Source organism: Desulfococcus multivorans (assembly GCF_001854245.1).
In the GTDB taxonomy this organism is placed as follows: domain Bacteria; phylum Desulfobacterota; class Desulfobacteria; order Desulfobacterales; family Desulfococcaceae; genus Desulfococcus; species Desulfococcus multivorans.
The window spans coordinates 40625-55046 of sequence record NZ_CP015381.1 but is presented as its reverse complement, the minus strand read 5'-3'; the positions used below and the strand labels follow the sequence as shown (position 1 = coordinate 55046).

General features: G+C 57.8%; 12 protein-coding genes. 4 read left to right on the top strand and 8 right to left on the bottom strand.

The genetic code is table 11. The annotated features are described in order from the left end of the window. Positions 1-149: 149 nt before the first annotated feature. The 7 genes from dmul_RS00255 to dmul_RS21175 form a co-directional block, all read right to left on the bottom strand. On the bottom strand, positions 150-2087 hold the full coding sequence (locus dmul_RS00255; RefSeq protein WP_020876222.1) for an SLC13 family permease: 1938 nt from the start codon (positions 2085-2087) through the stop codon (positions 150-152). Positions 2088-2134: 47 nt separating this feature from the next. Next, a complete protein-coding gene (locus dmul_RS00250) occupies positions 2135-3037 on the bottom strand; it encodes a CBS domain-containing protein (RefSeq protein ID WP_020876221.1) in 903 nt (300 codons plus the stop codon). Positions 3038-3504: 467 nt separating this feature from the next. Next, the gene (locus dmul_RS00240; protein ID WP_020876220.1) at positions 3505-5757 is read right to left on the bottom strand and encodes a GNAT family N-acetyltransferase; all 2253 of its coding nucleotides are present in this window, start codon (positions 5755-5757) and stop codon (positions 3505-3507) included. Between the two features lie 110 nt (positions 5758-5867). Continuing rightward, positions 5868-6857 carry a D-alanine--D-alanine ligase family protein gene (locus dmul_RS00235; protein ID WP_020876219.1) on the bottom strand — a complete coding sequence of 330 codons (990 nt, stop codon included), beginning with the start codon at positions 6855-6857 and terminating at the stop codon, positions 5868-5870. Beyond that, on the bottom strand, positions 6857-7855 hold the full coding sequence (locus dmul_RS00230; RefSeq protein WP_020876218.1) for a D-alanine--D-alanine ligase family protein: 999 nt from the start codon (positions 7853-7855) through the stop codon (positions 6857-6859). The genes dmul_RS00235 and dmul_RS00230 overlap by 1 nt, the downstream gene beginning before the upstream one ends. Positions 7856-8023: 168 nt before the next feature. Further along, entirely contained in the window at positions 8024-9352 is a 1329-nt protein-coding gene (locus dmul_RS00225) for a KamA family radical SAM protein (protein WP_020876217.1), read from the bottom strand. Positions 9353-9518: 166 nt separating this feature from the next. Further along, the gene (locus dmul_RS21175) at positions 9519-9710 is read right to left on the bottom strand and encodes a carboxymuconolactone decarboxylase family protein (RefSeq protein WP_200809315.1); all 192 of its coding nucleotides are present in this window, start codon (positions 9708-9710) and stop codon (positions 9519-9521) included. Between the two features lie 174 nt (positions 9711-9884). On the opposite strand from dmul_RS21175, the gene dmul_RS00220 reads away from it, so the two are divergent. The 4 genes from dmul_RS00220 (at position 9885) to mobB (ending at position 13145) form a co-directional block, all read left to right on the top strand. Next, positions 9885-10727: an aminotransferase class IV gene (locus tag dmul_RS00220; protein ID WP_020876216.1), complete on the top strand. Its 843-nt coding sequence runs from the start codon at positions 9885-9887 to the stop codon at positions 10725-10727. A gap of 16 nt (positions 10728-10743) precedes the next feature. Beyond that, complete coding sequence (alr, locus tag dmul_RS00215; RefSeq protein WP_020876215.1) at positions 10744-11964, top strand: alanine racemase; 1221 nt, start codon at positions 10744-10746, stop codon at positions 11962-11964. A gap of 126 nt (positions 11965-12090) precedes the next feature. Then, positions 12091-12624: a universal stress protein gene (locus dmul_RS00210; protein ID WP_020876214.1), complete on the top strand. Its 534-nt coding sequence runs from the start codon at positions 12091-12093 to the stop codon at positions 12622-12624. After that, positions 12621-13145: a molybdopterin-guanine dinucleotide biosynthesis protein B gene (gene mobB, locus dmul_RS00205; RefSeq protein ID WP_020876213.1), complete on the top strand. Its 525-nt coding sequence runs from the start codon at positions 12621-12623 to the stop codon at positions 13143-13145. The genes dmul_RS00210 and mobB overlap by 4 nt, the downstream gene beginning before the upstream one ends. Positions 13146-13188: 43 nt before the next feature. Here the strand turns inward: mobB and dmul_RS00200 are convergent, their stop codons facing one another. Continuing rightward, positions 13189-14406: a molybdopterin molybdotransferase MoeA gene (locus tag dmul_RS00200; protein WP_020876212.1), complete on the bottom strand. Its 1218-nt coding sequence runs from the start codon at positions 14404-14406 to the stop codon at positions 13189-13191. Positions 14407-14422: the final 16 nt, after the last annotated feature.

Genomic DNA, 14422 nt, shown 5'->3' with positions numbered 1-14422 from the left:
AAGCAAATCAAAACGTTTTAAGCAAATTAATTATGCATAAAAGCGCTCAAGTCAATGATGGGTGGGGAAATACCCCCGGAAGGGGGGTGGGAAACCGTCCTCCCCATAAGCCGGAAGGCGGTTTCCCTGTTGGAAAGCTGCCGCTGGGATCAGAAGTTCGGCAGTGCCCCGAATCCCCGGACGACCCAATACACCGCGGTCAGAAGCAGCAGAACGATGTTGGCCAGGAACCAGAGCGGGATGCCGACCCGCAGAAAGTCCTTGGGTTCGAGGTAACCGCTGGCATAGACGATGGCGTTGGGCGGCGTGCCGATAATCAGGCAGTATGCAAAAGAAGAGGCGATGGCCGTGGACATGGCCATGAAGGGCAGGTAGGCCGTGCCCGGGTGGGCGAGCCCCGCCATGTTCAGCGTGATGGGCCCCACGGCCGCCGCGGCCGGTCCGTCCGCCATGAGGTTGGTGACAACGGCCGTGATCCCGTTGGATATGGCCAGAAGCGGCAGTCCTGAATTCATGCCCAGGGGCGCGAGCAGGTCCATGACGCTCCGGGCCAGCCAATAGGCTGCACCGGTGCCGTCCAGGGTGCGGCCGAAGATGATGGCGCCGGCGTAGAGCCAGACCACGCCCCAGTCCACCTTTTCCTGGTAATCCCGCCAGTTCACGATGCCGGCCATAAGGTAGGCTACCGCGCCGGCCATGGCCAGGACGCCCAGGCCCAATCGAATGGGTAAGATCCCCATTTCATAGAAGGTTTTCTCCGTGAACCAGCCGAAGACCATGATGACGAAGATGATGAGGGCACTGATCTGGTTCCGGCTCCAGCCGCCCATCTTGTCGATCTCTTTCCTGAGTTGGTCCATGGCCGGCGCCAGAGAATGAATGCGGGGCTTGAACTGCCAGTTGACCAGCAGCCAGGTGGCCGGGATCATGACGACGAGAAAGGGCGCACAGTAGGTGATCCACTGAAAATAGCCGATATCCATGCCGAACATGTCGCTCAGATAGGTCATCAGGATGACGTTGCGAGCACCGCCCGACGGGGCGCCGGGCCCACCGATATTGCAGGCCATGGCGATGGAAATCATCAGCATTTTGCCCAGCTCGGGGTCCTCCGGGATTTCCTGGGTCAGACTGTTCTGATAGAGCAGCATGGCGATGGGGAGGAACATGGCCGCCAATGCGTGGTCCGAGATGACGGCCGCCAGCGGTGAGATGATCAGAAAGAAAATCATGCTGATCATCTTCACGTTGGGAACCGCGAGTTTCTTGAACATGGCCAGGCAGACCCGCTTGTCCACCCCGGTCTTGACGAAGGCGGCCGCGAACATGAGGCTGCCCATGATGAACCAGACGGCGTCATCCCAGTAGAGCTGGGCCACTTCGGAGCGGGTGACCACGCCGGTGAAGACCAGCAGAAGACCGGTGCAGAAGGAGACGGCGGGAAGCGGGATGCACTCCGTCAGAAAACAGAAGACCACGAAGGCGCCCATGGCGATGGCGACCTGGATGTGCCAGGCGCCGGTATCGGCGGCTGCCTTGTCATCTCCCGTCAGGGTTTCGTATTTGAGGTTGTCCCTGCGAAGATCCAGCGCACTTTTCATGAGTCCGCGAAACCGTTCATCCGGAACATTGTCGCTGACCCAGGCCATGGCCTGCGCCAGATTGACCTTGTCCGAGGCGATCTTGTTCTGCCTGAGCCACTTGGCGTCTCTTTTCAGGAAGCGGTCCTTGCCCAGGGCGCCCATCCGCATGTTCTGGTCCATGATCTGAACCGTAAGGAGCTGCCACTGTTCGAGATAAGGCGTTTCCTGGTTAAAAAGCGCCTTGGCGAGGAAGTTGGTCACCGCTTTGGGGCCGACCTTGTATTCCGTACCCACGTCTTTCATGCTGTATGGCGTCGGCATGATCAAAATGCCGAAGAGCAACACCACAGGGATGATAAACAGCTTCCAATCAACATACTTGTCATAGCCGGAAGCTTTCTTTTTCCTGATGGCGCTCTTTCGGGTCACGGGTGCATCCACAGCGTGGGATGACGCAAGATCATGATCGGTTCGGGCGTCACCGGATTTTATTGATGGATTCATAACCCTCCTCCTTCATTGACGATCGATGTCAAATTGATTTCAAACAATTAAAAAATGATATGAGCCATTTCAAAAAACAGCTCCTGCTCACGAACCACGCCGACGACCCTGTCCGCACGGGTGATGAGCACCCGCCTGACCTGATGGGTGTACATGAAGTCGGCCAGCTCCATCAGGTTGGTATCCTCATCCATGCACGGCGGAGTATCGGACATGACCTCCGCTACGGATTTATCGGCCAGGGCCTTGACCTGGCTTGAAAACAGACCGGTCCAGAACATCCGCGAATACTGGATGCTGTCGGCCATGGAGGGCTTCGCCGCGCTCAGATAGCCCGGTCGAACCGCCTCGAGGAGGTCCAGGATGCTGATGATGCCGATCACATCCTGACCGGGACCGCGGACCAGAAGGGAACGATGCCCGGTTTCCATGACACGACTCGAGGAAATCAACCCTTCGAAGGAGCGCATGAGGGCCTGAATGGCTTCCCTTACCGTCTGCTCCGGCCGGATGGTGGTGTAATCCTCGATATGGATCATGATGTTGCCGGCGTTCTTTTCCTCTTTTTTGAAATCCTTGTGGGACGCCTTAAACGCTTCTTTGATTTTCAAGGCCAGAAGATCGATGTCGCACGGCTTGCTGAGATAGTCGAAAGCGCCCTTTCCGAGGGATGCTTTGGCGGAATCCCCGGCTCCGTGACCGGTGAGCATGATCACCTGGGTTTCCGGGCGTATTCTCCTGATTTCGCTCAGAGCCTCGTGTCCGTCCATGCCGGGCATCTTGATGTCGAGAATGATCACGTCCTGAGGGTGCTCCTCCAGAATCCCGATCGCCTCCTCACCGCTGCCGGCAATGGTGGTTGCAAAGCCTTTCTTGTTCAATATCCTGGATGTCGTCGCCCGAAACTGGGCCTCATCATCCACCATGAGAACCTTTATCCGTTGCTCCATTTTTTCTCCTTTCTGGATACCATCCGTATACCAGGGCCTGGTGCCACAAGAGGCCGGGGCGGCCGCATTCTTCATGGAGATCCGTATCGGCGATCTGAAACAGCGCGAGCCGCAGGCCTGGACATTGGGCGGAGATCCGATGAGGGCCGCCGGACCCACAAGTTTACGGGCCGGCATCAGATACCTGCGCAGCTCGGAAGGCTGCAGAGAAACTCATTGAATAGCCGTCTCACATGGAGCAATTTCCATACCAGCAGGATCCGAAAGACAGGATCACAATATTTTGAAAAAGCTTGTTTTATTGACACAACCCATGGATGGGAAATGGGATATCGGATGGGGAGGGTGTCGGAGTTTTTTCCACGTGTCAGGAAAAATTTATCACCGGAAGAATTTCCTATTCACTTTCGACGTTCATGATGTTGACCGGACAGAGGCACCGGCCTATGAAAGTCGAGACAGGATTTTCAACCGATGACTTTGCAGTATATGGCCTTCCCGTCTCCGGGACTGTAAAAATCGGCCAGCACGGTCTCGAGTCGGTATCCGCAGCTTTCATAGAACGCCCGGGTGCCGGCGTACTGAGACCGTTGAGAGGTGTCGACATAGATGCGCGCCCCGCCGACCGCCTTGATTCGTCTTTCGGACTCCTGGAGCAGACGCCGTCCCAGGCCCCGGCCCTGGAACTCCGGATGGACGGCGATCCAGTAGAGATCAAAACTGGCCGTCGTACCGGGAATCCGGCCGAAGCAGGTATACCCGGCCAGGCGCCCGTAATGGTCGCCCATAACAAATTCATAGCCGCTGTCGGGTCCCTTCTCAAGTCGCTCCTGAACCAGTTCAGCGGCGATCGCCACCTCTTCGGCCGAGAAGAAACCGGTGATATCCACCAATCGACGCACCCGCTCCACGTCCGGGGGCTCTATAACTTCACGGAAACCGACCCCATGAAGCCGCTCCCGGGGCTCCTGCCGGTTTCGGCCCCAGTGGTGGTGCGCCTCGATCAGGCCTTTGAAGAATCCCATGGCGTTCCTGCCGAGGGTGCGATTTCGGTATCCTCCTTCCTGGATAACGACTGTCGGGAACCCCATGGCTCCAATGATGCGGCCGTTCTCCTCGAAATCCTTCACTCGGAGCGACCAGGTTCCGGTGGGATCTCCCTTGGCCGTATCCAGCCCCAGGGCCACCACCAGGAATTGAGGGTTGAAATCCCGGATCCGGGTGACGGCTTTTTCAAGGGTGCGCCGATAGACAGGGCCGTCAACAGCTTCCGGAAGCGGCAGATTGAGGTTGAAGCCTTCGCCGTCACCGTCCCCCTGTTCCTCTGCAAATCCGCTGAAATAGGGGTAGGCAAAACTGGGGTGACCATGGATGGAGAGGGTCAGCACATCGTTCCGCTGATAAAAGATGTCCTGCTGTCCGTTACCGTGATGGTAGTCGATATCAAGGATAGCCACCTTACCGTAAGCGCAGAGATACTGCGCTGCAACGGCGGTGTTGTTGAAATAGCAGAAGCCGCCGAAGGCCTGCCGCTCGGCGTGATGACCCGGGGGCCGCACCAGAGCGTAGGCCAGGCGATGACCGCGCAGAATTTCCCGGACCGCCGTCAGGACGCAGTCCACGCCCCGCCGCGCCGCGGGGTAGGCGTTTCGATTGACAGGTGTAAACGTGTCGATGCAGTAATAGCCCGCCAGCACCGACGGCTCCTTAGGCGGGCGGGCCTTGTTGCGGATGGGGAAAATATAGGGATAAACGGATTTTCCCTCGGGCACCTCGGCACAGGCCCGCCGGAGATAACCGAAGAGGTCGGAATCATGGACAGCCAGGATGTGCTTGTCGGGAAAGGCTTGGGGCTTGATCAGGGTGAAACGCCCGCTCTTCTCCAGTTCGGCCAGGATGCTCCGGACCCGAACCGGAGCCTCCACATAGCCCCGATCATGCACATGGTGAATGTCGTGGCGATCGTTGACGATCAGCGGAATCTGCTCCATGGTTCGAATATCGACGCGGGTTCTTGCGGCCTCGGGCTTGAGATACCGGTATTCCCGCAGCGCCACCGGATCATCCCTGAAGGAAGCCACCACCCGCTCCACGTAGTCGGCCGGACACAGAGCGGCATATTTACGCTCCAGAACGGCCCGGACCACCTTCCGGGCAAAGCTCCTGCGCAACGGCCGCTGGGCTTCCAGACCGTCATAGACAAGATGGGGCATGCAGGTATCCCCCGCATTGACGGGAGATTCATAAGCCGTGTCGACAATGGGACGGGCGCCATATTGTTCATAAAAGCGAAGTCGATCCTGATTCTCCTTGAGGAGCGCCGTATCGGGACAACGGTCCGGGGCGTCGGGCAGACATTCGAAAAACAGCCCCTTAACCGCCAACGCCAGAGATTCCTGCCGAACCCTGTCATAAAGAGCCCCGCCGATGCCGCTGCCGGCCTTCCCGCCGGCCATGGCGATCCAGTCCAGAAAGGTGAATCCGATCTCCGGCTCGTGCAGTAAAAGCGCAAACCCTTGAACCCGGCCTTTCAGGGTCTGGGCGACGAAAAGGACGCTCCGAAAGCGCTGTTTGAAGGGATTTCGGAGTTTTTCACCGAGTTGATCGATGTCCTCCCGGGGCGCTGCCGGGAAACGGGTCCGCAGGATCTCTTTGACCTGTCGGATGATTTCCCGATTTACCGGCAAGGTGTCGTCATAAACGCGTCGAATGCGCAGCATGGTTGTCACTTCTCATCTTTCGATTTTCGCGATGTTGACCGGAAAGCGGCTGAAAGACGAAGGGGGATAAGCATGCCGTTTTTCCGAAGCCCACCCCTTCCGTCTTCAGCCTAAACCACGTCCGCCAGGATATACCCGACGGCCTCGGTATAGGAAATTCCGGCCCGGTCCAGGGCCGCTGCAAAACCGGCGTCCGGCGACAGACAGGGATTGGCGTTGATTTCCAGAATCCAGGGCTGCCCGTTTTCGTCCACCCGAAAATCCACCCGGGCATAACCCGATAGTCCGAAAGCGGCCCAGGCATTCCGGGCCAGGTCCTGAAGCTCGGCCAGAAGCCCGGCATCCTCGGGGCCAAAATCAAAGCCCCGAGGCGTATGATGATATTCAAAGGACGCGGCATCCCACTTGGCGCGGTAGTCGACGATCCGCGCCTTTCCGACGGGATACCCCTCGAAACGGATCTCCGCGGGCGGCAATACCCGCGGTCCACCCGGTTGGGCCAGAAGGGAGAGGTTGAACTCGCGCCCCTCGATGTAGCACTCGGCAAAACAGAGTTTCCCAAGATCCGGCGCGCGCGCTTCCAGTAAAGACCATAATTCGCGGATGTCCGACACGGCGACCAGGCCGTTCTCGTCCAGACCGATGGATGCATGCTCCCAGACGGACTTGATGATCCAGACGCCTGCTTTTATGCTCGTATGCTCAGGCGGGGGAGATCCGGGGCAGGGCCCCACCCATTCGGCCGTGGGCAGACCGAACCGTTTCAAGCGATCCTTGGCTAAAACCTTGTGTGAGGACAGGAACAGCGGCGCCGTTCTCGCGCCGGTGTAGGAATAGCCCAGAGCGTCCAGACATGACGGTACCAGGTGAATCAGGCGTCCATGCCCGGCCAGGGATTCCACCAGGTTAAAAACCCTTTCAGGCCGACGGGACCTCAGGGCGTCGCAGAGGCCTGCAAGATCGAGCGTGCAGGGAAGAATCTCGACCGAATGACCCAGTTCCTCGAGGGCTGTGGCCACGGCCCGGGCCTGGACCACCACATCCAGCGCATCGGGGCGATCCGATGCCGAAACACTGTCGTGAACAATGACGACCCGCATCAACCCGGCTTCCGTATCCGGACAACGGCCGACTCGACGATGGCCTGAACCAGTCTCCGGTAGGAAAAGCCCAGTTGATTGCAGATAATGGGCAGATCCGAGTGTTGGGGATGAATGCCGGCCAGGGGATTGACCTCGATGAACAGCGGCCGCCCTCCGGCATCGCAACGGATATCTATCCGTCCCGCGTCCCGACACCCCAGTACCCGCCAGGCCGAAAGGGCCACGTCTTCGGCTTCGGCAACCACGGGATCATCCAGGGCCCGGACCAGGCGGTAGACGACACGCGCCTCACACTCCTCCTTGTTCACATAGGAATAGACTCCCGGCTCGGCCGTATCTTTCAGGTGCACCTCCATAGTTCCCAGTATGCGCGCAACGGTGCCGGTTCCCAGAATACCCACGGTGAACTCTCGGCCGGGCAGGTACGGCTCGATGATGACGGCCTGGCGGAAATCCTGGATCATCTCCTCACAGGCTTGAACGAGAGCGCTTCGGTCCCGGATGATCGAGGCGGGGCTGACGCCTTTGCCCGTTCCTTCGGCCACGGGTTTGATAAAGTAGGGCGGCATGAAGCCGACCCTCCGGACATCGGCCCCGCTCTCCGCAACAAGAAAATCGCTGGTGGGGACACCGGCGTCCCGGATCACATGTTTGGTCATCCCTTTGTGCAGCGTCAAGCTCATGACCATGGGGTCGGAAAAGGTGTAGGGAATCCCGTAGAGATCCAGCATCGCCGGCACCTGAGCCTCCCGGCCGATGCCGTTGAGCCCTTCCGCGATATTGAATACCAGGTCCCAGCGCCGCCCCCCTGCCAGGGCCTCGACCAGCCGACGCCCGTTCCCGATACGCTCGGTTCGGTGACCCAGCTCCCGAAGGGTCGTTTCAATGGCTGCGATAGTGTCGTCCCGATCGAACTCCGCCGTCTCCAACGCCGAATAGCCCTGGGCGAGATACTCAGACCGCAGGTCGTAGGTCAGGCCGATAGTCATGGTCATTGTGCAAAATCTCCTCATACGACAGTTGATGCCGGGTCCGGGTTTCAGTCAGCGTCATGCCCTGGTGATCCAACAAACCTTCTCCCGGCGCCGGCAGATGAATCGGGAAAACAAAAAGGGAAAGCGCCTCTCGAACATCCGGAGCCTCCCCTGAATAACATTTTGAAATCATATCGGATCGCAAAAAGCGTTGGGATACTGATACCGGTTGCCTTCATAGTTCTTCATGACCAGGTTTCTACCTTCCCGGCCGATGATATAATCGGGCATGAGGGGAATCTTCCCCCCGCCGGCCGGGGCATCCACCACATAGGTGGGCACGGCATAGCCGGAGGTAAAACCTCTGAGCCCCCGAATGATTTCCATGCCCGTTTCCACCGGCGTCCGAAAATGGGAAGAGCCGGAAATGGGGTCGCACTGATACAGGTAATAGGGGCGCACCCGCATCTTCATCAAGCAATGCACCAGATTTTTCATGATATCCACGGTATCGTTGACGCCTTTCAGCAGCACCGTCTGTGATCCCAGCGGAATCCCTGCATCGGCGAGAAGGGAACACGCCCGCTGAGATTCAGGGGTACACTCGTCCGGGTGCGTAAAGTGCAGACTCATCCACAGGGGGTGATACCGCTTCAACATCTTGACCAGTTTGGGGGTGATGCGCTGGGGCAAAACAGCCGGCACCTTGGTGCCGATGCGAATGATTTCCACATGGGGAATTCGATGAAGACGGCAGAGAATCCATTCCAGCCGGTCGTCTCCCAGCAGAAAAGGGTCTCCTCCCGAAAGGAGCACGTCTCGGATTTCCGGTTTGGATTCGATATAGGTCAACGCCCTTTCAAGCCGGGTTCGGGTAGGATGCAGGGCCCCATGCCCCACCACCCGGGAACGGGTGCAATAGCGGCAATAGGTCGAACAGAAATCCAGGGCCAGGAGCAACACCCGGTCCGGATAGCGGTGTACCAGTCCCGGGACCGGGCTTTGAGCCTCCTCGGATAGGGGGTCGTCGGCCTCCCCGGGCGTCCTGATCAGTTCCCGATATACCGGAACTACTGTTCGACGCAGGGCCTGATCCGGATCCGCAGGCGATACCAGACTCATGTAATAGGGTGTAACGGCAAGGGGTAAACGGATATCCGCCTGATACAGCGCCTGTTCCTCGTCCTTCGAAAGCAGAGGGATATATCGGGTCAGTTCCGCCGCGGTGCGGATCCGATGGGCAACCTGCCAGTGCCAATCGTTCCAGAGTTTTCCGGATACCTTGGGAAAAAAGCGCTTCCGGAACATGCGTGAAACCGGGTTGGTCGCGGTTGTTCGACTGACGGGAAAGCGCACGATCAAACCGTTTTTGGCGCTTTTCCCCATGGGTGGGGTTGAGGATGCTTGGGGATGTCTCAAGACTTCGGAGGAATCAGGAGGTTCGTCGTCCGCCTCCTCTAAAAACGAAGGTGCCTGACGGTCGGACGAGCGCTCCGCGATGGCCGGCGTATGTTCCATGAATGTTCTCCTTGTTGTAAACATCGTTGGGACCGAAAATGCCATTGGGCTTGAGCCCTTTTTCGCGCGAAATACAATGATACGACAACAAAAATCAAGCTATTTTATTCAAACCCAAAAAATATTTCAACTCATTGAAATGCATTTATTTTTAACACGCCTGCACTCAAACGCCCATCTGATCCGGAACTTCCATGACCACCGTTGCCGTATACGCCATGGCGGGACCACCCGCCATCAGGATGGATATTCCTGAAGCCTCCAGGATTTCCCCACGAGACCCCCCCGTTTCGACAGCCGCTTTGACAGGGTTCCGGATGCAGGGTTCACAGCGTTGGGCTACGATAACGAACCTCAAAAGCTTTGAAGGGAAATTATCGCCGGAACACAAAAGAATCGCAAGAAAAAAACCTCAAAGAAGACAGTTGGAAAAACTGGCGTTTTTCTCCCGAATGCCGTAGCATAAATCAGCAGGCCCGTCTTGAGCATCCATTCAGACACATTCCGCACTGAAACAGAAAAAGGGGGCGCGATGAACGTGTTTTACATAGACGATCATTTCGTTAAGGAAGATCAGGCGATGATTTCCGTGAACGACCTCGGACTGCTCCGGGGTTACGGGGTCTTCGATTTTCTGCGCACGTACAACCTTCGCCCCTTTCATCTGGAAGACCACATCCGGCGTCTCGAAACCTCCGCCCGACTGCTCGATCTGCCCATGCCTCGGACCCGCCGGCAAATTCTCGACATCACGATGAAGACCTTGTCCCGTAACGATCTGACGGAGGCCAACATCCGGATTGTCATCACCGGGGGGGTCAGCCCGGATTCCATCACTCCCGGCAACAGCCCTAAGTTGTTGGTCATGGTGACCCCTCAGCATCCGTACCCGGAAGAATGGTACCGGAACGGCGTCGCCGTCATCACCACCTGTCACGAACGCTATATTCCCGGCGCCAAGAGCACCCATTACCTTCCCGCCATCATAGCCCTCTCCCGTGCGAGACGGGAGAACGCCGTGGAAGCGGTCTACACCGATCGATACAATCGTATCCTTGAAGGCACCACCACCAACTTTTTCGCTTTTTTCGGAGATCACCTGGTGACGCCCGGCATCGCCGTTTTACCTGGCATTACCCGTCAGGTTGTATTAAAATTGATGCAGAATGAATTCGACATCGACATTCGAGACATCCAGAAGAATGAGATACCGATGATGGACGAAATCTTCATCACCGCCTCCAACAAGGAGATCCTTCCCGTTGTCCGTATGGACGACCGGACGCTCGGCGACGGAACCCCAGGACCTCGAACCCGTTGGGTGATGAAGATTTTCGCCGCATACACCTGCGCCTACGGTGAGGGAAAAGACTGACGCGCGAGGAATTGGAATGGGAGAAGAACGAAAAAAATCTCTGAAAAAACATGTCGTCTGGGCGGAAATCGACCTGGGCGCCATTCACCACAATCTGAAAGCCCTGAAGCGCCTCATTGGTCCGGCGGTTCGAATGCTCGTTGCCGTCAAGGCAAACAGCTACGGCCACGGCCTGATACCGGTGGCACGGCAGGCATTGGCCGACGGGGTGGACATGCTGGGGGTGGCCCGAATCGACGAAGGCATCCAACTCCGCAGGGCCGGGATAACTGCCCCCATACTGCTTTTCGGATATACCGCTCCCGACGCCACGGCGGATCTGCTGAAATATGATCTGACCCCTACCGTGTTTTCCCATGCCACGGCCAAGGCCATGTCGGCAGCCGCTCTTGCGGCCGGGAAACCCCTTCCGGTTCACGTCAAGCTTGACACCGGAATGGGCCGAATCGGGCTTGCGGCACCAGATCTCGATATCCTCCACGGATCGGACAGTGTTCGGGAAATCGAACGCATCGCCCATCTCGAGGGGCTCATCCCGGAAGGCATCTACACCCACTTTGCTTCCGCCGACGATCGGGATAAAACCAGTGCCGGACGCCAGTTCGAACGGTTCATGACAACCCTTTCCGAACTGGCTCAAAGCGGCGTCACCTTTCCCCTGCGCCATGCCGCCAACAGTGGGGCCGTCATCGATATGCCGGAAACCCATCTCGACATGGTTCGTCCGGGTATCGCCGTTTACGGCCTGTATCCCTCCAACGACGTCGCCAGATCCCGGATAGACCTCATCCCCGCCATGACCCTGAAGGCCAGAATCGCACAGATCAAATCCGTTCCTGCTGGATTCCAGGTGAGCTACGGCAGCACCTACACAACCCCGAAGCCCACCGTTATCGCCACGGTCCCGGTAGGATATGCGGATGGATATCCCCGTGGGCTCTCCTCTCGCGGGATCATGTTGGCCGGGGGCCTCAGGGTACCCGTCATCGGGCGGATCTGCATGGATCTGACCATGCTCGACGTCGGTGATGTCCCCGGCATCAAAGCCGAGGATGAAGTGGTGATCCTGGGGAATCAAGGCCGCGAAAGCATCTCCGCCGACGAGATCGCCGGGTGGCTGGGAACCATCAACTACGAGGTGGTTTCCTCGGTTATGGCCCGGGTGCCGAGAGTTTATACATGGCGGGGATCTTCGGTCCTTCCCGGCGACCGATCTGAAGATAACGAACGATATTGACATAAGTTTCGAACATTATTATCCTACTGATCATGCGGAGCGGGCGGGAGGGGCCGAAATGACATCCCCGCCGATATCCGGGAACGACGGTAAGCCAACATCAGCTCTCAGGAAGGCGAAGACAGTATGAAATCCGTTTCATCCATCCTTTTAGCCACGAACCTCACCGAAAACTGCATACCGGCCTTTGAATTCGCCGCCTCCCTGGCCACCCGGTACCAGGCGACGCTGGTGTTGCTTCACGTGATCGAAAAGATACCGGAATACGTGGAATCCCAGCTCCGGGGAATGCTGGGGGAAGAGAAATGGAAGTCGTATACGGAAGCCCACGCTAAAACAGCCCGGGATAATCTGATCGACAAAAGATCCGGAAATCGAGTGATCCGTGAAGCGCTGGAGAAGTTCTGCGCCGAAGCGGGTATCGAAGACAACGCCTGTGGATACCATTCCCGTGAGATCGTCCTCACGGACGGCGAGGTGGTGGAAGACATCATCACCCAGGCCGGGAAACACAATTGCGACCTTATCGTCATGGGCGCCCACCAGGGCTTCATCACCGGGACCTCCGTCGGGGCGACCATCAAAAACGTCCTTCGCGGCGCAAAATTGCCGGTCCTGGTAGTTCCCCCGAATCCTGCAAAAAAAAGAGGCCTGACGTGAAACCGCCCGTCATCTCGATCGTCAGCAAGAAACGCTCGGGGAAAACCACTCTTCTGGAAAAGCTCATCCCCGAGTTGAAACGAAGGGGTTACCGGGTCGGCACAGTCAAACACGACACCCACGGATTCGACATCGACCACGAAGGCAAGGACACCTGGCGTCACAAACAGGCCGGGGCCGATGCCGTGGTTATTTCCTCCCCCTGGAAGCTTTCGGTCATCAAGGATGTGGCCAAGGAGGTCGATCTCAACCGGATTGTCGCCGAACAGCTATCGGATATGGACATTGTTTTGACCGAAGGTTATAAAAACGCCGGGATGCCTCAGATCGAAATCTTCCTGAGCACAGCCCACCGGCACCCCATGCACGACAAAGCAAATCCGGGCACGCTGTTTGCCGTTATGTCGGACGTGCCCATGGATCTTGGCGTGCCCCGGTTCCATATCGATGACGTCTTTGCCCTGGCCGACCTTGTTCAGGCCAGATTCCTCATTTCTTCCGGCGACATCCCGGGAGCCTGAATCCCTGTATTCGGCAGTCGTGGGTCCCTCCGTCTTGCATGGATTATTCCAAAAGTTGCGCCGGAATCACCGTGCCGGCCGGAATCACGGTTTCGCCCTCAGGTATGGCGATAACGGCTTCGGCCTCGGCCATGGATTGTAGGCGGCTTGCCCCTTTCAGGGGATAAAAAACCGGAAGATCCGACCGTGTTTCGATCATTCCAAAAATGAACTGAGTCCAGCGAGGATGGCGGCCCAGAAGATCCGATGCGGTTCGAACCGGAATAACGGGCAGGCCCGGCCGACCGTGACCGGCCAATTTCAACAACCCCGGAAGAGCGATCTGCAGAAAACCCATCAGGTTGGAAGGCGGTCCGCCTGGAAGAATGAAAACCGGCTTTCCCTCCAGAAGGCCGAATCCCACAGCCTTTCCAGGACCGATACGAATCCGGTGAAACGCCCGTTGCCATCCCAGACGATCGAGAATCCGCACCACCATATCCCGGTCTCCGGTCCAGGCTCCGCCGCTGGTTACAACGGCGTCGGCATGATTCGAAAGCGTTTTCAAAACATTGTAGATCTCTTCGGGATCATCACGGACCAAGGCCAGTCGGGTCTTCATCCGATAGCGGCGGCACCATGCCCCCAGAGTGGTGATGTTGCTGGCGTAAAGCTTTCCTTCGGGCAAAGGCTGGCCGGGAGCCACGACCTCGTCACCGGTGGCGAGAATCCCCACCATGGGAGTCCGAATCACCGAAACGCTGCTGTGGCCTGCGGCGGCCAACATCCCCACCATACCCGGCGTCAGGCGGCTGCCCTTTCTGGCAACGACCTTCCCACGACCGACGTCGCTGCCCCGGGCTAAAATATTGCGGCCGATTTCAGCAAACGTCCCGACAAGCACCTCGCGGCCTTCGATCTTGACGAACTCCTCGGATACCACCGCATCGGCGCCGGTGGGAATTTTAGCACCCGTCAATACCCGAACCGTCGTCCCCGGCACCACCCGAATATCTTGTTTTTCACCCGCAGCCATCATACCGGTCACCGAAAGCCGCACGGGGTGTTCGGCGGAGGCGGCAGCCACCTCATCGGAAAGCACCGCGTAGCCGTCTTTCAGGGAGGCGTCAACAGACGGGGAGTCCACCAGAGCCGCCAAGTCCTCGGAAACCACCCGATCGACACCCTCGATCAAATCCACTGATTCCGACGTCAGGGGCGCAATGCGATCCAAGGTCATTTCAAAAGCTTCTTCCAACCCTATCGCCAGATCATCGATCATTTACCACTCCTGATAA